The 16,964-nt window shown below is 65.8% G+C and carries 18 protein-coding genes; 13 read left to right on the forward strand and 5 right to left on the reverse strand.

Annotated elements, in window-relative coordinates; genetic code table 11:
- The first annotated feature begins 18 nt into the window (after positions 1–18).
- The 6 genes from H7J73_RS25055 to H7J73_RS25080 are packed head-to-tail and all read left to right on the forward strand — an operon-like array spanning position 19 to position 5,769.
- Positions 19–1,377 carry an MFS transporter gene (locus H7J73_RS25055; RefSeq protein ID WP_264070443.1) on the forward strand — a complete coding sequence of 453 codons (1,359 nt, stop codon included), beginning with the start codon at positions 19–21 and terminating at the stop codon, positions 1,375–1,377.
- Positions 1,374–2,564 (forward strand): FAD binding domain-containing protein, encoded by a 1,191-nt coding sequence (locus tag H7J73_RS25060; RefSeq protein WP_264070444.1) that lies wholly within the window; start codon positions 1,374–1,376, stop codon positions 2,562–2,564. The genes H7J73_RS25055 and H7J73_RS25060 overlap by 4 nt, the downstream gene beginning before the upstream one ends.
- Before the next feature lie 29 nt (positions 2,565–2,593).
- A complete protein-coding gene (locus H7J73_RS25065; protein WP_264070445.1) occupies positions 2,594–3,043 on the forward strand; it encodes a cupin domain-containing protein in 450 nt (149 codons plus the stop codon).
- Entirely contained in the window at positions 3,040–4,020 is a 981-nt protein-coding gene (locus tag H7J73_RS25070) for an amidohydrolase family protein (protein ID WP_264070446.1), read from the forward strand. Before H7J73_RS25065 ends, H7J73_RS25070 begins: the two co-directional genes overlap by 4 nt.
- A gap of 2 nt (positions 4,021–4,022) precedes the next feature.
- Entirely contained in the window at positions 4,023–5,102 is a 1,080-nt protein-coding gene (locus H7J73_RS25075) for an NADH:flavin oxidoreductase/NADH oxidase (RefSeq protein ID WP_264070447.1), read from the forward strand.
- 10 nt (positions 5,103–5,112) lie between these two features.
- Positions 5,113–5,769 carry a response regulator gene (locus tag H7J73_RS25080; RefSeq protein WP_264070448.1) on the forward strand — a complete coding sequence of 219 codons (657 nt, stop codon included), beginning with the start codon at positions 5,113–5,115 and terminating at the stop codon, positions 5,767–5,769.
- On the opposite strand, the gene H7J73_RS25085 is transcribed toward H7J73_RS25080, so the two are convergent.
- Complete coding sequence (locus tag H7J73_RS25085) at positions 5,747–6,112, reverse strand: response regulator (RefSeq protein ID WP_264070449.1); 366 nt, start codon at positions 6,110–6,112, stop codon at positions 5,747–5,749. The two genes, H7J73_RS25080 and H7J73_RS25085, sit on opposite strands and share 23 nt — an antisense overlap.
- 135 nt (positions 6,113–6,247) lie before the next feature.
- Between H7J73_RS25085 and H7J73_RS25090 the strand changes: the two genes are divergently transcribed.
- Entirely contained in the window at positions 6,248–8,095 is a 1,848-nt protein-coding gene (locus H7J73_RS25090; protein WP_435405578.1) for a GAF domain-containing sensor histidine kinase, read from the forward strand.
- Between the two features lie 16 nt (positions 8,096–8,111).
- On the opposite strand, the gene H7J73_RS25095 is transcribed toward H7J73_RS25090, so the two are convergent.
- From H7J73_RS25095 to H7J73_RS25105, 3 genes are all read right to left on the reverse strand, one after another.
- Positions 8,112–8,555 carry an STAS domain-containing protein gene (locus H7J73_RS25095; protein WP_264070450.1) on the reverse strand — a complete coding sequence of 148 codons (444 nt, stop codon included), beginning with the start codon at positions 8,553–8,555 and terminating at the stop codon, positions 8,112–8,114.
- Positions 8,556–8,807: 252 nt separating this feature from the next.
- Positions 8,808–9,506 carry a cysteine hydrolase family protein gene (locus tag H7J73_RS25100; protein ID WP_264070451.1) on the reverse strand — a complete coding sequence of 233 codons (699 nt, stop codon included), beginning with the start codon at positions 9,504–9,506 and terminating at the stop codon, positions 8,808–8,810.
- A gap of 62 nt (positions 9,507–9,568) precedes the next feature.
- Positions 9,569–10,225: an SGNH/GDSL hydrolase family protein gene (locus H7J73_RS25105; protein ID WP_264070453.1), complete on the reverse strand. Its 657-nt coding sequence runs from the start codon at positions 10,223–10,225 to the stop codon at positions 9,569–9,571.
- 60 nt (positions 10,226–10,285) lie between these two features.
- Between H7J73_RS25105 and H7J73_RS25110 the strand changes: the two genes are divergently transcribed.
- Positions 10,286–10,525 (forward strand): hypothetical protein, encoded by a 240-nt coding sequence (locus H7J73_RS25110; RefSeq protein ID WP_264070454.1) that lies wholly within the window; start codon positions 10,286–10,288, stop codon positions 10,523–10,525.
- Between the two features lie 6 nt (positions 10,526–10,531).
- On the opposite strand, the gene H7J73_RS25115 is transcribed toward H7J73_RS25110, so the two are convergent.
- The gene (locus H7J73_RS25115) at positions 10,532–11,443 is read right to left on the reverse strand and encodes a carbohydrate kinase family protein (RefSeq protein WP_264070455.1); all 912 of its coding nucleotides are present in this window, start codon (positions 11,441–11,443) and stop codon (positions 10,532–10,534) included.
- A gap of 48 nt (positions 11,444–11,491) precedes the next feature.
- On the opposite strand from H7J73_RS25115, the gene melA reads away from it, so the two are divergent.
- The 5 genes from melA to H7J73_RS25140 all read left to right on the forward strand — a co-directional run bounded on the left by melA (position 11,492) and on the right by H7J73_RS25140 (position 16,961).
- A complete protein-coding gene (melA, locus tag H7J73_RS25120) occupies positions 11,492–12,802 on the forward strand; it encodes an alpha-galactosidase (protein ID WP_264070456.1) in 1,311 nt (436 codons plus the stop codon).
- Between the two features lie 70 nt (positions 12,803–12,872).
- A complete protein-coding gene (locus tag H7J73_RS25125; RefSeq protein WP_264070457.1) occupies positions 12,873–13,745 on the forward strand; it encodes an SIS domain-containing protein in 873 nt (290 codons plus the stop codon).
- 101 nt (positions 13,746–13,846) lie between these two features.
- The gene (locus tag H7J73_RS25130; protein ID WP_264070458.1) at positions 13,847–15,133 is read left to right on the forward strand and encodes an ABC transporter substrate-binding protein; all 1,287 of its coding nucleotides are present in this window, start codon (positions 13,847–13,849) and stop codon (positions 15,131–15,133) included.
- A gap of 8 nt (positions 15,134–15,141) precedes the next feature.
- Positions 15,142–16,044 carry a carbohydrate ABC transporter permease gene (locus tag H7J73_RS25135; RefSeq protein ID WP_264070459.1) on the forward strand — a complete coding sequence of 301 codons (903 nt, stop codon included), beginning with the start codon at positions 15,142–15,144 and terminating at the stop codon, positions 16,042–16,044.
- Positions 16,041–16,961, forward strand: coding sequence for a carbohydrate ABC transporter permease (locus tag H7J73_RS25140; protein ID WP_264070460.1), 921 nt, complete (start codon positions 16,041–16,043; stop codon positions 16,959–16,961). The genes H7J73_RS25135 and H7J73_RS25140 overlap by 4 nt, the downstream gene beginning before the upstream one ends.
- Positions 16,962–16,964: the final 3 nt, after the last annotated feature.

Here is a 16,964-nt window from a genome sequence, read left to right on the forward strand (position 1 = left end):
TCCAGAAAGGGATTTCGCATGACACTCAGAACACCGGTCACCGGGGGCCGCACCGGCTGGCGCGGCGAGATCAGCCGGGTCCAGTGGCTCGTCCTGGCCGGCACCACCCTGGGCTGGGGGCTCGACGGCTTCGCCGGCAGCCTCTACACCCTGGTCCTCGGACCCGCGATGGGTGAACTGCTGCCCAACAGCGGCATACAGGCCGAGCCCGCGACGATCGGCTTCTACGGCGGCCTGACGGTCGCGCTGTTCCTGATCGGCTGGGCTACCGGCGGAATCCTGTTCGGCGTACTCGCCGACTATTTCGGCCGCACCAGAGTGCTCTCCGTCGGCATCCTGACCTACGCGGTGTTCAGCGCACTCGCAGCCTTCGCCGACACGTGGTGGCAGCTGGGCATTCTGCGGTTCATCGCCGGCCTCGGCTCCGGTGTCGAAGCGCCCGTCGGCGCGGCGTTGATCGCCGAAACCTGGCGCAACCGGTTCCGGGCCAGGGCGGGCGGGATCATGATGTCGGGTTACGCCGCCGGTTTCTTCGCCGCGGCCGCGGTGTACGCCCTGCTCGGCAGCCACGGCTGGCGCATCATGCTGGCGCTGGCCGGCCTGCCCGCGCTGCTGGTCTGGTTCATCCGCCGCTACGTCCCCGAGCCACCCGAGATCGGCGCCCACATGGAGGCACGCCGGGAGCGGAAACGATTGGGCACCAGTGGCTCTCAAGATCGCTTCGTCCTGCGGCGGCTGATCGAACCACCACTGCTTCGCCCGATGTTGGTCTGCACCGCACTGGCCACCGGCGCGCTGATCGCCTTCTGGAGCGTCACCACCTGGTACCCCCAGATCCTGCGCCAGATCACCGCAGGCGAACAACTCCCCCACGCCGTCGCCGATCACCGGGTGGCGATGGCCGCGATGCTGTTCAACGCGGGCGGCATCATCGGGTATGCCTCGTGGGGCTTCCTGGCCGACGCGATCGGCCGGCGCAAGTCCTTCCTGCTGAGCTTCGCGGTGTCCGCCGCCGCGATCGCCTGGACCTTCCCGTTCGATCGTGGCTATGCCGAATTCCTGATCGCCATGCCGTTCCTTGGCTTCGGGTTGTTCGGCGCGCTGTCGGGGACGTTCATCTACGCCCCGGAACTGTTTCCGCCCAGCGTCCGGGCCACCGCGCTGGCGGTCTGCAACAGCGTCGGCCGCTACGTGACCGCGATGGGGCCGCTGGCCGCCGCCGCAATCGCCACCTCGTGGTTCGACGGCAACCTCGGCCTGGCCACCGCGTCGATCGCGGCGCTCGGCCTGATCGCCGCCGTCGGGCTGGCCTTCGCCAAAGAGACCCGCGGTGAACCACTTCCGTCCGACCCCACCATCGAGAAGAGCCCCTCATGAGCGACTACTCCCACGCCAGCGCGATCGTCGTCGGCGGTTCCATCGGCGGCCTGACCGCGGCACTGTTGTTGCGCGAGCTCGGATTCACCGTCGACGTCTACGAACGCACACCGAACGCACTCGACGGCCGGGGCAGCGGGATCGTCCTGCAACCCGATACCGTCCGTTGGTTCAGCGAGCGCAGCACCCAGGACCTCGCCGACCTCAGCACCTCCACCAAGTACGTCCAGTACCTCGACCGGTCCGGTGATCTGGTCTACCGCGAGGAATGCACCTGGACCTACACCTCGTGGGGCACGTTCTATCGCGCACTGTTGGCCGATTTCGGGACCGAGCACTACCACTACGGCGAATACGCCTGCGGTTTCAGCCAGGACGCCGACCGCGCCACGGTCCGGTTCGTCAGCGGCCGAACGGAATCCGCCGACCTGGTGGTATTCGCCGACGGTGTGACGTCGGTGGTCCGAGAACGGTTCGACGCCGACGCCGGTCTGCGGTACGCCGGCTACATCGGCTGGCGCGGCACGTTCCCGCTGCGCGATCTCGATCCGGCCACCCAGGACATCCTGCACGATGCAATCACCTACGACGTCATCCCGAACTCCCACATCACCATGTACCCGATCCCCGGTGAAACCGGCCTCGAGCTGCAGGACCGGCTGATGAACTACGTCTGGTACCGCAATGTGCCCGCCGGGCCGGAGCTCACCGAGATGCTCATCGACAAGCGCGGCTTTCCCGGTGCGGTGTCCGTGCACCCCGGACAGGTCCAGGATCGCTATGTGGCCGAGATGAAGGCCGCCGCGGCCGAGTTGCTCGCTCCTGCGGTGGCCGAGGTGGTCACCGCGACCGAAAAGCCCTATCTACAGGTGCTGGCCGATGTCCGATCCTCGAAGATGGCGGTGGGCCGCGTCGCGTTGATCGGTGACGCCGCCTGCGCCGCCCGGCCGCACGCGGCGGCGGGGACGGCCAAGGCCGCCGCCGACGGCTGGGCGCTGGCCGCCGCACTGCAGGAGGCCGGCGGGGATATCGCGGCCGCCCTGACCAAATGGGAACCGGCGCAGTTGCAACTGAGCGATTCGCTGCTGCGGCGCGTCGTCGCGATGGGCGAGCGGTCCCAGTTCACCAACACCTGGACACCGGGTGATCCCGACCTCCGGTTCGGCCTGTACGGGCCAGGCCACTAGTCAACCTCTCCGCACCGAAAGGAAACATCATGACCGACAACAGCTTTCTGACCGATCTTCCACTCGCAGGTGAACTGGTCGCCTCCGATTTCGAGACCTGGCCGGAGTGGCTCAAGACGGAGTTCGCCGAGCACGCCCACGACGGCGAGGTCGGCTCCCGGCTGCTCAGCGAGAATTCCCGGGTCAGGGTCTGGGAGATCCGGTTGGCTCCCGGCGAACGCTGGCACGCCCACCGCCATGTACTCGATTACTTCTGGACCGCGATCAACGCCGGCAGCAGCCGTCAGCACACGCATGACGGTACCGTGCGTGAGGTGTCCTATCAGGCCGGCGAGACCCGCCACTTCCATTTCGGGCCAGGCGAATACCTGCTGCACGATATCGAGAACATCGGAGACAACGAGCTCGTCTTCACCACGGTGGAGCACCTCGACAGCCCGAACTCCCCCCTGCCGATCGACGGGAACCGAGCTTCGTGATCACCGAAAACCTCAATCCCGGCGTGATCGACGTGCACGCGCACTGGTTACCTCGGGAGCTGTTCGATCTTCCCGGCACGGGACCGCACGGCGTCATGCACGACCGCGACGGCGAGCTCTACCTGGGGGATATCCCGCTGTCGATCACCACCAGTTCGATGAGCGATGTGCCGGCGATCCTCGACGACATGCGCCGCGCCGACGTCGGGGTCCGGGTCCTCTCGGCGCCGCCGTTCGCATTTCCGCTGGAGTCCGGCACCGAGGCCGACTCGTATGTCGCGGAGTTCAATAGCGCCCTGAGCACGGTGGTGGCCGGCGCCGACGGCGCGCTGCTCGGGCTGGGGATGGTCACTCTGTCCGACCAGGCATCGGTCACCGCGCAGATGACGGCGCTGGCCGGGACCGAGGGGATCGCCGGCGTGGCGATACCACCGCTGGCCAACGGGCAGACCCTCGACGGACCGGCGTTACGCCATGTCCTCACCGAGGCCGCACGGCTCGACCTGGCGGTACTGGTGCACCCGATGCAACTCCCCCGCCCGGAATGGTCGCAGTACTACCTGACCAATCTCATCGGCAACCCGGTCGAGTCGACGACGGCCATCGCCTCGCTGATACTGAGCGGTATCAAGGATTCCCTGCCAGGTCTGCGGATCTGCTTCGTACACGGTGGCGGTTGTGCGCCAGGACTTCTGGGGCGCTGGACCCACGGCTGGACCATGCGCAAGGATGTCCGGCGTGCCACCACCCGGCCACCGCAGGAAATATTCGCCGAACTGTATTTCGACACCGTCACCCACGGGTCGGATCAGCTCAAGCTGCTCTGCGAGGTGGCGGGCACAGGAAAGGTGGTCTGCGGCAGCGATTACCCGTTCGACATGGCCGAGACGGAACCCGCCCGCTTCGCCGTCGAACATGGTCCTGGCCGGGATGCGCTGATCGCTGCAGCTCGCGCTTACCTCGGGAAGGAAAGCTAGCGATGGCACACCTGTTCACTCCGTTGACCCTGCGTGAGGTCACCTTCGCCCATCGCGCGTGGATGTCACCGATGATGCAGTTCGCGGCGGTACCCGATGGCGACGACGCCGGGTCGCCCACCGACTGGCACGTGCAGCACCTGGGTTCGCGGGCGGTCGCCGGCGCTGCCCTGGTGATGACCGAGGCCACCGCCGTCGACCCGGTCGGCCGCAGCAGTGTCTACGATCTGGGACTATGGAATGACCAGCAGGCAAACGCTTTTCGCCGGATCACCGAATTCATCGCCGGCCAGGGGTCGGTGCCGGGCATCCAGCTCGTGCACGCTGGCCGCAAGGGCTCGACGGGCCGGCCGTGGGCGGAAGCGGGCGACCGCTGGGCGACCGTCGGAGCCAGCGCGGTGCCGTTCGGCCGGTTACCCAGCCCGGTCGAGCTGAGCGCCACCGAAATCGCGGCCATCGTCGAATCCTTCGCCGAGTCGGCCCGGCTGGCTGCGGCAGCCGGCTTCAAGGTGCTCGAATTACACGGTGCGCATGGATATCTCATCCACCAGTTCCTCTCGCCGCACTCCAACACCCGCACGGATGCCTACGGCGGCTCGCAGGAGAACCGATTCCGGTTCGCCCTCGACGTCGTCACCGCCGTGCGCCGGAGCTGGCCGGCGGAGCTGCCGCTGTTCTTCCGTGTCTCGGCCACCGACTGGCTCGGCGGTGACACCGACGATGCCCGACCCGGCTGGACCGTCGACGACACGGTGGAACTGGCGGTGCGCCTGAAAACACTCGGAGTCGACTTGATGGACGTCTCGACCGGCGGTTCCGCGCCCGACGCGAAGATTCCGGTCGGACCCGGTTACCAGGTCCCGTTCGCGGCGCGGGTCCGCAAGGAGGCCGAGATCCCGACCGCTGCGGTCGGGATGATCACCGAACCCGACCAGGCCGAGGACATCATCGTCGGCGAACAGGCCGACGCGGTGTTCCTGGCCAGGGAACTGCTTCGCAACCCGTCGTGGTTCCGGCAGGCCGCCGACCACCTCGGCGCGACACTGCAGCACCCACCGCAGTACACCCGGGCATTCAGGTAGCGTCTCCGCAATGACTGACCCGGTCCGGGTGGTGATCGCCGACGACGACGTCCTGCTTCGGGAAGGCCTGGCAAGCCTGCTCGGGCGATCCGGTTTCGAGGTCGTCGGGCAGGCCGGGGATGCCACCGAGCTGCTCGCCCTCGCCCGTGAACTGACCCCGCAAATGGTGGTGGTCGATATCCGGATGCCACCGGATCACAGCACCGAAGGCCTCGACGCCGCCAAGGTGATCAGGCAGGAACTGCCCGATATCGCCATCCTGGTGCTGTCGAGCCATATCGACGTCGATCACGCGATGGAACTGCTGGCCGGCGGCCGGTCCATCGGTTATCTCCTGAAGAATCGGGTCACCGACGTCACGGATTTCGTCGACACCCTGACGCGGATCGCAGGTGGTGCATCGGTGGTCGATCCAGCGCTGGTCCAGGAACTGGTCTCGGCCCGCAGGCGCGACGATCCGCTGGCGGCGCTGAGCACCCGCGAGAGCGAGGTCCTCACGCTGATGGCGGAAGGCCTGTCCAACGCGGGTATCGGCAAACGCATCTGGGTCACCGAAGGCACCGTCGAGAAGCATGTCCGCAGCATCCTGACGAAACTCAATCTCCCGGAGGCCGGCGACGATCACCGACGCGTCCGAGCGGTGATCATGTACCTCGAGAGCCGCTGACCAGAGCGCGGATCGCGTCAGGCGACAGCGCGAATTTGGGCAGGAAGCCCAACGCGGAACTGGCCGAGATCATGTCGACCAGATCGTCTTCATCGTGGGTCGAGATGAGGATGACCGGTGGAGCGGGCGTGCCGGCCAGGTGGAGTTCCTCCGCGACATCGAAACCGCTTTCAGCGCCGAGGTCGATATCCACCAGGGTCACATCGGGCCGCAGATCGCGAACGCAGTCCAACGCCTCCGCGGTGTTGCAGGCCATTCCGACCACCGAGATCCCCGCGCGCTCGAGCATGGTGCTCGCGGCGTCGCGGAACGCGGCGCTGTCATCGACGATCAGGCAGCGCATCGGAACACCTCGGAACTGAACACTCTTCGAGCTTGGCAGAGCGGCCAGGCCCTTGGCATTACCGCTAGCCGGAACTTTCCCCCGATTGGACGTGCGCCCGTGCCCCGAAGCCCCCGATCGCTCTACCATCAGCGCGTGCCCGAACTGTCCAACCGATTTCTGGCGCTGTTGTTGCGGCCGACCGCCCGGCCGGTCGGGTGGGGCATCGTCGTGGCGATCTCGTTCATCGCCGCCGAAGTCGTGATCGTCCACCAGCTCAAGCGCGTCGCCCCCGACAATGCGTTCGGCGCCATCTTCTTGTTGGGTGTGCTGGTCATCTCGGCCGGCTGGGGTTTCGGGTTGGCCGTCGCCACCTCGATCGCCAGCGCCGCCGTGTACGTCTATATCCATCTTGAGGGCAGTGACAGCCTGGCCCCGGCACTGTTCGTCTTCCTACCCGTCGCACTGCTGGCCAATCTTCTGGCCGGCCAGGCGCGACTGCGCGCCGAGGAGGCCGAACAGCGCCGCCGCGAAGCGGATCTGGCGGCCACCCTGGCGCGGGTGATGCTGCGCGCCGGTGACCTGCCGCGTGCGCTCGAGGATGCCGGCCGACGGATGGCACACGTACTGAACCTGTCGGTCGCCGCCCTGCGGCTCGGTGAGGTTCCCGCGGAGCCGGGCACCTCGGCCATCGCGTTGCACGACGGCGACGCCCCGATCGGAACGCTGTTGATCCCCACCGATGTGGATAGATCAACCGCCCGGCGGCTGCACCGGATGATCCCCGCACTGGAGGCGCTGTTGGCCGCGGCGTGTGAGCGCGAACAGAAACTTCGCGCCGCCCAACGCGAAGTGGAGGTCAGCCACGCCCAGGTCAGTGCGCTGGCCAGACAGCAGACCGCGTTGCGCCGGGTGGCCACGCTGGTAGCCAGGGGCGCCGACACGAAAGTGGTGTACCCGGCCGCCGTCGCAGAACTGGCCGACGGCCTTGGCGCGGAGCACGTCACGCTGGTGAGCTACCAGCCCGACGACCACTGCACGGTGTTGGCTGCCCACGAGAGTCGCGAAGGGGTGCAGCATTTTCCTGTCGGCGAGCCGTTTCCGCTCGCGGGCGACAGCCTCTCGACGCGGATATACCGGACCGCCAAACCCGCCCGTATCGACGACTACGGCGACGTCGACGGTCAGATCGCCGGACGCCTGCAGCCGCTCGGGCTGCGGTCGGGGGTCGGCGCCCCCGTCATCGTCGACGGTCAGGTCAGGGGTGCGCTGCTGATCGGTTCAGCCCTCCCGAACGCGATGCCTCCCGACACCGAGACCCGGGTCGGCGATTTCGCGGATCTGGTGGCCACCGCCATTGCGAACGCCGAGACCCGCAGCGAGCTCACGGCGTCACGGGCCCGGATCGTCGCCGCCTCCGATCAGGCCCGTCGCCGGTTCGAACGCGACCTTCATGACGGCGCACAGCAGCGGATCGTCTCGCTCGGTCTCGAACTGCGCACGCTGCAGTCGTCGGTGCCACCTGAACTCGACACATTGAGCGAGGGACTGACGCACGCCGTCGACGGGCTCGGCGGCCTGTACACCGACCTGCAGACGCTCTCGCGGGGCCTGCACCCGGCAATTCTGTCCAAGGGTGGGCTGGCCCCGGCGATCAAGACGCTCGCCCGGCGGTCGTCCGTCCCGGTGCGGCTCGACCTCGACATCGACCGGCGGCTGGCGGAATCCATCGAGGTGGCCGCCTACTACGTGGTGGCGGAAGCGCTGACGAACGCGGCCAAATATGCCGAGGCCACCGAGGTGTCGGTGCGGGTCGCGATCCGCGAATGCGAGCTGCACCTGGCGGTCAGCGATGACGGGGTCGGTGGCGCCGTGTCCGGTGGCGGCTCCGGCCTGATCGGGTTGAAGGATCGGGTAGAAGCGCTCTCGGGTCGGTTACGGATCGCCAGCCCGACCGGTGGCGGCACCACGCTCACCGCGACCATCCCGACCGGCGACGACTGAGAACTCGCTGACCCGTTTAGGCCGTCTTGGCCAACAGCGGCAACAACCTACGCCGGGTGTGCAGTTCATCGGCGAAGTGCTCCATGGCGTCCGGCACCGACGGCGTGGTGACGAACTCGTCGTCACGTAAACGTCGGGTCAGCGCTGCGCTAGGGATCAGTGCCCATTCCACGCCGGCCACCCGGCACTGCTCGTCAACCGTGCGCAAGAATGGAATGGCCAGTGCGCCACAGGAATTCACGCCGCTCATATCGAGGACGAACGGCTTCTCCGCGAGAATGAACCGGCGGGCCTGCTGACTGACGGCGTCGATGTTCGCCGAGTCGACGCGGCCGGTGAGGGTGACCACCGTCGCCAGCTGACGGCACTGTGCCCGCAATTGGGCGCCGTTGCAATCGAATACGGGGTTGCCGTACCGGAATTTGGCGCCTGAAGCTGAGGTGGTAGCGATAACGCTCATAGGTACCCTCGTTTCGATTGTGCAGCTGAAGTGGCTGGCACGTCGCTGTCAGCTCAACCTGGCACTGACGCTAATCGGCTAACTTAAGGTACTTGCGAGTCACGACTAATAACCTGTTAAGAGAAGTTTTAGCAACAATCGACCATTTTTGAGCAACGCCCCTTGCGAGACGTCACCGCAAGGCACTCATCCACGAGACGGCTCCCAGGCCGGATGTGACAGCAGCCAGAACCTGCTTTGACCAGGCCTCGATCAGCTCTTGTCTCGGATACCCGGGTTCCCCGACGGTGTGAGCGTCACACTGCCACTGCCCTCGAACCCGTCTCGAACCTCGGACGTCGTGGCTAGGTGGATACCGATCAGCTGGAGATCGCTTAATCGTTGTGCTGTCACCTGTGAGGTGGCATCGGTGACGAGAACGGCTCGGTAGTCCCGCTCAGAGGCGTCGAACAGCGTGGCGCGTGGGCAGTTGGGGAGGTTGCACCCGGCAAGAATGATCGTGGTGACCCCCCTCTCCCGTAGGTGGTCGTCGAGTTTGGTGCGGTAGAACGCCGACCAGCGTGGCTTGAACATGACAACCTCGTCCGCCCCGAGGTGCTGGGGACTCCCGGCGAGCAGCAGTTCGAAGTCCAGATCACCCTCTGCGTTCGGAAGGAGGGGTTCGGGGATGTTGGCCCCGTGGGTGTTTGGGGCAGCAACCCGGCCCCCGGCCTCAATAGCTGCGCGTCGGGGCAGGTCGACATCACTTCCCCCTGGCAGGTAGAGCCGCACGATGTGGACGATCGGCCGGCCGGCTGCACGGAAGATGGCGGCTAGCTGGGCCATGGTGTCGATGCGCTCGGCTGTCCCCTCCACCGGGGATGCTCCGTCGACGAAATCATTCTGTACGTCGATGAGCACCAACGCCGAACGATCGAATTCAGGTGCGGTGTAGTCCCTCTTGGTCGGCACAGGCCGATCCTCCCAGAACAGCGACGACTTCCCTCGGACTGCCCCGTCGGATCCGACCGGGGTCAGGCCAGTAGCCGACGAACCTGACCGGCCAGTGCCGCCCCGAGGTCACGGTTGTTCTGCTCGGAGAAGTGGATGCCGTCGGCACCGTCGGTACTGATCACCGAGCCTGCGTCGAAGAACGGCACCTTGAAGAATGCCGTCATTGCCCGGTATGTGTCAGCCAGCGCCGCGGACTTCTCGTGGCCGCCCTCGAACAGCAGCTGAAACCAGGGGTCGGGCATCTCCCCCAGTGGCGGCGGCGCCACCACCAACAGCTTCGGCGCCGGATACGTGGTGCCGATCCCACCGGCGGCCGTGAGCACCTGAACGGCCAGGATCGACATCCCGGTGGCGATGTCGAAAGGAGTGCGTCCGAAGTACGCCTTGGTGTCGTTGGTGCCGAGCATCAGGATCGCCAGGTCAAGCGGCAGGTGACTCGCCAACGCCGCTGGTAGGTAGTCGGCACCGTTGAGGCGCGGATCCGTGGGATCGTCGACGTTGGTGGTGCGAGCACTGAGCCCCTCCTCGATGACCAGGTAGTCGTCGCCGAGGTCGTCGGCCAACACGCCGGTCCACCGGATACTGCGCGGATATCGCTGGGTGGGCGAACCCGCGTCGGTCGGAATCCAGCCCCACGTGAGGGAATCGCCAAAGCACAGGACGGTCTTGGTGGCCATCTCATGATGATGCCGCAGCACACCGTTTGAGTCGGGAATGGCCTGGGTATTAAGCGGTGCATGGTCACCACGGCTCCCGCAGCTGCCCCTGCCACCACCTCGTCCAGCGGCGAAGCCGCCAGCGGCTTCGGCCTCTTCCTCAGCGTCTTGGCCGTCATTGCCCTGGCGATCAGCCTGGCCGCACTGTCATTGGGGCAGGTGGCATTCGCCGCCTTCGGCGGGTTCATCGCGGTCATCAGTTTCGCTGGCAGCATGGCGTGTTTCGTGATGGACACCCGGCGTCACGAAGCTCGCGGCTAGCGCGACTCAACCCAGGTCTGCGCGTCTGGCCTGTGCTGCTATCCCGCCCACCGATCGGGTGGACAGGCTTCCGCACCGCACGGCCCGTTCGAGACATGTTGGGCCAGAAAGACCTTCGATCATGCCGCTGATGAAACCGGCATCGAAAGAGTCGCCGGCACCGGTGGTGTCGACGACGTCGATCGACGGAGCAGCCACCCGGCTCACCGTCTGTCCGTCCCACAGCACGCCGCCGCTGGCCCCGTCCTTGAGTGCGACGCGACAGCCAAGGGCGAGGATAGTCGCGGCGGCAGCGTCGAGGTCCGCAGCGTGAGTCATCTCGAGAAGCTCTGCGGCATTGGGGAATACGACGTCGGAGTGCTCGACCAACTCCAACGCGCCCAGCCACAATCCGGCTGGATCCCAATTGGTGTCCAGCGAGGTGGTGGCACCGCCGGAGCGCGCGGCGGTGAAGATCTCGGGTAGGTGCGGCGCCAGCAGCGGCAGCAGGAACATCGACGCGCTGTGCACGTGACGGACCCGACTCAACAGATCGGTATCGACGATGTCGGCTCCGGTGCCGGCCAACGCGCCGGGCAACGTCAGGATCGCCCGGTCCCCGGCCGAGAGCACGACACTCAGCGCGGTCGCCGCCCCCGGATCGGTTCTGAGCCAGCGGGTGTCGACGCCCGCCATCGTCAGTTCCGCGCGAACGAACTCCCCGAACAGGTCATCGCCCACTACTGCGGCCAGGGCGGTCGGCACGCCGAGACGGGCCAGGCCACAGGCGGCGATGGCCGCCGATCCGCCCAGCACCAGGTCGGCGGAGTCCACCAGCTTCTCGACCTGACCGAACCGCGGGACCACATCGCCGGTCAGCAACAGATCCGGGTTGGCATCCCCGATCACCAACACGTCCGGCGGCCCCATGCTGCTCATATTTGCACACTATTGAGCGATCTGCGCAAAATGCGCAATACTTCAACGATGAAACCCACAATCGTCATCATCGGAGCCGGCAGTGCCGTGTTCACCCGCGAACTCCTCGGGGACATTTTCTCCTTCCCCGAGTTGGCGTCGGTCCGGGTGGTTCTGCACGATATCGACGCCGAACGGCTGGAAACGGCCGAGGCGATCGCTCACGCCACTGCCAGGGCCGCGGGGGCCCGCCCCGAAATCATCACCGCGACCGATCGCCGGCGGGCGCTCGACGGTGCCGATTACGTGATCAACACGATCCAGGTCGGTATGCACGACGCCACCGTGCGGGACTTCGAGATCCCCGAGCGCTTCGGGCTGCACCAGACCATCGGGGACACGATCGGCATCGGCGGCATCTTCCGCGGTCTGCGAACCTTCCCGGTACTGGCCGGGATCGCCGCGGACATGAGCCAGGTGTGTCCTGACGCGTGGCTGCTCAACTACACCAACCCGATGGCGATGAACATCAGTTACCTGCACCACGTTGCCCCGCAGCTCAAGGTGCTGGGCCTGTGCCATTCCGTGCACTGGACGATGGTCGGGTTGTGCGAGTTGATCGGGGTCCCCTTCGAGGAGGTCGTCTACTGGTCAGCGGGGGTCAACCACCAGGCCTGGGTACTTCGGTGGGAACGCGCCGGTCAGAACCTGTATCCACTGCTGGACGAGCGCATCGCCGCCGATCCGGAGCTACGTCGGCGCGTCCGCGTGGATATGTACCGGCGCATCGGCTTCTACCCGACCGAGACCAGCGAGCACTCCAGCGAGTACGTGCCGTGGTACCTGCGCCACCCCGGGGAGGTCGAGCGACTGCGGCTCAACGTCGGGGAGTATGTCGGGATCAGCGAGGAGAACCTGGCGGAGTATGCGCGGGTTCGCGCCGAGCTCACACACTCCGACACCCTCGCCATCGACGCCAGCTCCACCGAGTACGCACCTCAGGTGATCCACTCGATGGAAACCGATACCGCCCGGGTGATCTCGGCCAACGTGGTCAACGACGGCCTGATCACCAATCTGCCCGACGGAGTGGCCGTGGAAGTGCCGACGCTCGTGGACACCCTCGGCGCCCATCCGATCAAGTTCGGCGATCTGCCGCCGCAGTGCGCCGCGCTCAACCGGTCATTCCTGGGACCGGTCGACCTCGCTGTGCGGGCCGCCGTCGACGGCGATCCCCGCCTGGTACCGGCTGCGGCAATGGTCGACCCCAATACGGCGGCGACCCTGACGCTCGACGAGATCTGGCAGCTCTGCGCCGACCTGACCATCGCGCACGGAAACCTCCTCCCGGAGGCGTTACGGGCCCCGGCCCAGCTCTAAGGCGACCAAGTACGCGTTTTTACTTGCGTACTCTTGCTCATTATGCGCACTTATGCGCATAATGAGTCGCATGTCGGCGACAACCATCGAGATCCAGTCCCAGCCAGCGCTTTGGCAGCAGGTAGCCAGCAACCCAGTCCCGGCGGAACTGTCCGCCCACGGCCGGCGGATGCTGGTGATCGGCTGCGGCACATCGGCGTTCGTCGCGATGGCCTATGCCGCCCTGCGTGAGCAGGCCGGCTACGGCGAGACCGACTGGGCCTACGGCTCCGAAGTGCCGCTCACCCGCCGCTACGACACCGTGATCGCGCTGACCCGATCCGGTACCACCACCGAGATCGTCGATGCCCTCCCCCAGATCGACGCAGAGACAAAGGTCGTCTTGACTGCGGTCGGCGGCGGTCCGTTGTCGGCATTGGTCGATCACGAGGTCCTCATCGATTTCGCCGACGAGGCCAGCGTCGTACAAACACGTTTCCCCACCACCTCTCTGGCACTGCTGCGACACGGCCTGGGCGAGGACCTGACCCGGGTGGTGGCCGAGGGTGAGCGCGCGGTTACCGACGAACTGCCGGTCGAACCCACTGCCTTCGAGCACTTCGTGTACCTCGGGACGAGCTGGTCGATCGGCCTCGCCTACGAGGCGGCGCTGAAGATGCGCGAGGCCGCGCAGGCGTGGAGCGAGTCCTATCCGGCAATGGATTACCGCCACGGCCCGATCGCGGTGGCGGGGCCGAACAGCCTGGTCTGGATGTTCGGCACGCCGCCTCCCGGGCTGGTCGCGCAGGTGCAGGCCACCGGCGCGACGGTCGTCACCAGCGATATCGATCCCCTTGCGCAACTCGTCCAGGCTCAGCGCTGCGCCGTCGCGGTGGCCGATGCCCGCGGACTCGACCCCGACCAGCCCCGCGGCCTGACGCGCTCGGTCGTACTCGCCCGCTGATTGCGCGAATGCGCACTATCTGTTGCTCGTTTATGTAAATACTGTGAACATATGCGTAACGCTCCATCCGGCTCGGACCGTTCAGTAGAGGAGTACCAACAGTGACTCACACACGTCTGTGGACCGCAGCGGTAGCAGTTCTCGCCTTCATCCTCGCCGCGTGCGGTGGAGGAGGTAGCTCCTCCGAGTCCAGCGGGCCCACCAAGATCGTGGTGTGGCACGGCTACCAGGACACCGAGGGTGACGCCTTCAAGGCCTTGATCGCGCAGTACAACAAGGAGCACACCGACGTCGAGGTCTCGGAGCTGTACTCCAGCAACGATCAGGTATTACAGAAGGTGCTGACCGCTGTCCGCGGGAACAGCGCACCGGACGTGGCCTACATGTTCGGCTCGTGGTCGCCGAACATCGCCAAGATCCCGCAGGTGGTCGACATGGCCAAGGAAGTATCCGACCCCGACTGGAAATGGGACGACTTCTATCAGTCCGAGCGGACCGCGGCCACCGTGGGCGACAAGATCGTCGGCGTGCCCGCCCTGGTCGACAACCTGGCGATCGTCTACAACAAGAAGCTGTTCGCCGACGCCGGCATCGAACCGCCGACGCCAACCTGGACCTGGGACGACTTCCGCTCCGCCGCTGCCAAGCTGACCGATGCATCAAAGGGCCAGTACGGCTGGCTGATTCCCGCCGACGGCAGCGAGGACACCGTCTGGCATTACCTGCCGATGCTGTGGGAGGCCGGCGGGAGCATCCTCAACTCCGACAACACCAAGGCGGCGTTCAATTCTGAAGCAGGCATCAAGGCGCTGACCGTGCTGCAGCAGATGGCGGTCAACGACAAGTCGCTGTACCTCGACACCACGAACGAGAACGGCCCCAAGCTGATGAACAGCGGCAAGATCGGCATGCTGGTCACCGGGCCGTGGGACCTGGCGTCGCTGTCGGATATCGAGTACGGCGTGCAGATCATGCCCACCTTCGCCGGCTCGAGCGGCGCGCACCAGACGATCTCCGGGCCCGACAACTGGGTGGTGTTCGACAACGGCGACAAGAAAAAGCAAGCGGCCATCGACTTCGTGAAATGGCTGACCGCGCCTGAGCAGGTCAAGTCCTTCTCGTTGGCCACCGGCGACCTGCCCACCCGCCTCTCGGTCGGCCAGGACAAGTCGGTGCTCGACCAGCTCAACCAGAAACTGCCCGGCAGCGCCACTTTCGTCGAGAATCTGTCCAACGTGAAAACCGTCAGGCCCACCGTCGAGCAGTACCCGGACATCTCCGAAGCCCTGGGTCAGGCGATCATGTCCGTCATGCTCGGTGAGGCGCAGCCAGCGGACGCCTTGGGCAAAGCAGCGCAGGCCACCGACGACGCGCTGGCCGGAAAGTAGAGCACACTATGCCAACCCAGCCATCGTTCCTCCGCCGCTTCGGCGACTCGGAGAGCGTGACGGGGTGGGTGCTGGCCAGTCCGGCGGTAATCCTCATCGGTGTCTTCGGGCTGCTTCCGGTGCTGATGTCGCTACAGCTGTCGTTCCAGCATTCCGATCTGCTCACCCCGGAGACGCCATGGGTCGGGCTGGACAACTACCGGAAGCTCGCCGACGATCCCGTGTTCACCCAGTCGATCAAGAACACCATCATTTATACGGCGCTCTTCGTGCCAGGCACCATGATCGTCGGGTTGTTGGTTGCCGCGGCGATGAACCGCTCAGTGCGCTTCATCTCGGTGTACCGGACCGCGGCGTACATCACGATGGCCGTGTCGACAATCTCTCAGGGCATCATCTTCCTCTGGCTGACCGATCGGGATTACGGCCTGGTGAACGCCGCACTCAACTCGGTGGGCATCCCGTCGCAGCCGTTCCTGGCCTCGCCGTCACAGGCCCTGTTCGTGATCGTGGCAATGACGATCTGGGGCTGGACGGGCTTCTCGGTGATCGTCTATCTGGCTGCGCTGCAAGGCGTTCCAGCCGAGCTCCATGAGGCAGCCGCGATCGACGGCGCCAGCGCGTTCACCCGGTTTCGCACCATCACGGTGCCGCTACTCGGGCCGGCGAATCTCTTCCTGCTGGTCTGGCTGACGATCAACGCACTGCAGCTGTTCGACGAGGTCTATGTCACCACCCGTGGCGGTCCACTGCGCGCCACGACGGTGATCGTCTACTACCTGTGGGATCGAGCCTTCATCCATTTCGACGCCGGCTATGCGGCGGCGATGGCCTATGCGCTGTTCGTCGTCATTCTGATCGTCACCGCGGTCCAGTTCCGGGTCGCCCGCCGATATGTGCACTACTCATGACCACCACCGAGCTCCCTGATGCCGAGATGACCGAGCCGCAAGCACAGTCGCCGCGCGGCCGTCGACAGTTCCGGCCGCCCTTCAGGCTTCCCTTCTCCGCCTGGCATCTCGTACTCGTCCCCATCGCGTTCCTTCTGATCGTTCCACTGCTGTGGATGCTCATCACGTCGCTGGAGACCCAGGGCGAGGCGAACCACTTTCCCCCGATTCTGTTCCCCGAACACCCGAAATTCGACAACTACTCCGAGGCATGGGCCGAGGCGCCGTTCGGGCACTTCTTCATCAACAGCGCGGTCGTCACACTGGTGGTGCTGATCAGCAATCTGATCATCTGCAGCCTGGCCGGTTACGCGTTCGCCCGGATCAGATTCCTCGGCCGCGGAGCGCTTTTCGTGACATTGATGGCCACTCTGATGGTGCCGTTCCAGGTAACCATGATTCCGGTGTTCCTGATCGTGAAATGGTTCGGCGAAAACGTCTGGGCAGGGCTCGGCATCGACCACATCGGCGCGCTGATGCTGCCCAACCTGGCGACGGCCTTCGGCATCTTCTTCCTTCGGCAGTTCTTCCTCACTGTCCCCGTGGAATTGGAGGAAGCTGCCAGGGTGGACGGTACCTCCCGGATCGGCGTGCTGTTCAAGATCGTGTTGCCGCTGTCGCTGCCCGCGCTGTCGACGCTGGCGGCACTGACAGTCCTGACGTCCTGGAATGACTTCCTGTGGCCGTTGATCGTCATCACCTCGCACGATCAGATGACGATTCCGTTGGGGCTCACCTACTTCCAAGGCGCGCATTTCGTGAAGTGGCCGCTGCTGATGGCGGCCAACGTGATGAGCCTGCTGCCGATGCTGCTGGTATTCATCGGCGCGCAAAAGTATTTCGTTCAATCAGTGGCCAGCACAGGCCTGAAGGGCTGACAG

Source organism: Mycolicibacterium komossense (assembly GCF_025822605.1).
GTDB lineage: Bacteria > Actinomycetota > Actinomycetes > Mycobacteriales > Mycobacteriaceae > Mycobacterium > Mycobacterium komossense.

What these genes read in the sequence shown, in the direction of transcription:
- H7J73_RS25055 (WP_264070443.1), top strand. Translation starts at nt 19, where the DNA reads ATGACACTCAGAACACCGGTCACCGGGGGCCGCACCGGCTGGCGCGGC.
- H7J73_RS25060 (WP_264070444.1), top strand. Translation starts at nt 1,374, where the DNA reads ATGAGCGACTACTCCCACGCCAGCGCGATCGTCGTCGGCGGTTCCATC.
- H7J73_RS25065 (WP_264070445.1), top strand. Translation starts at nt 2,594, where the DNA reads ATGACCGACAACAGCTTTCTGACCGATCTTCCACTCGCAGGTGAACTG.
- H7J73_RS25075 (WP_264070447.1), top strand. Translation starts at nt 4,023, where the DNA reads ATGGCACACCTGTTCACTCCGTTGACCCTGCGTGAGGTCACCTTCGCC.
- H7J73_RS25080 (WP_264070448.1), top strand. Translation starts at nt 5,113, where the DNA reads ATGACTGACCCGGTCCGGGTGGTGATCGCCGACGACGACGTCCTGCTT.
- H7J73_RS25085 (WP_264070449.1), bottom strand. Translation starts at nt 6,112, where the DNA reads ATGCGCTGCCTGATCGTCGATGACAGCGCCGCGTTCCGCGACGCCGCG.
- H7J73_RS25095 (WP_264070450.1), bottom strand. Translation starts at nt 8,555, where the DNA reads ATGAGCGTTATCGCTACCACCTCAGCTTCAGGCGCCAAATTCCGGTAC.
- H7J73_RS25105 (WP_264070453.1), bottom strand. Translation starts at nt 10,225, where the DNA reads ATGGCCACCAAGACCGTCCTGTGCTTTGGCGATTCCCTCACGTGGGGC.
- H7J73_RS25110 (WP_264070454.1), top strand. Translation starts at nt 10,286, where the DNA reads ATGGTCACCACGGCTCCCGCAGCTGCCCCTGCCACCACCTCGTCCAGC.
- H7J73_RS25115 (WP_264070455.1), bottom strand. Translation starts at nt 11,443, where the DNA reads ATGAGCAGCATGGGGCCGCCGGACGTGTTGGTGATCGGGGATGCCAAC.
- melA (WP_264070456.1), top strand. Translation starts at nt 11,492, where the DNA reads ATGAAACCCACAATCGTCATCATCGGAGCCGGCAGTGCCGTGTTCACC.
- H7J73_RS25125 (WP_264070457.1), top strand. Translation starts at nt 12,873, where the DNA reads ATGTCGGCGACAACCATCGAGATCCAGTCCCAGCCAGCGCTTTGGCAG.
- H7J73_RS25135 (WP_264070459.1), top strand. Translation starts at nt 15,142, where the DNA reads ATGCCAACCCAGCCATCGTTCCTCCGCCGCTTCGGCGACTCGGAGAGC.
- H7J73_RS25140 (WP_264070460.1), top strand. Translation starts at nt 16,041, where the DNA reads ATGACCACCACCGAGCTCCCTGATGCCGAGATGACCGAGCCGCAAGCA.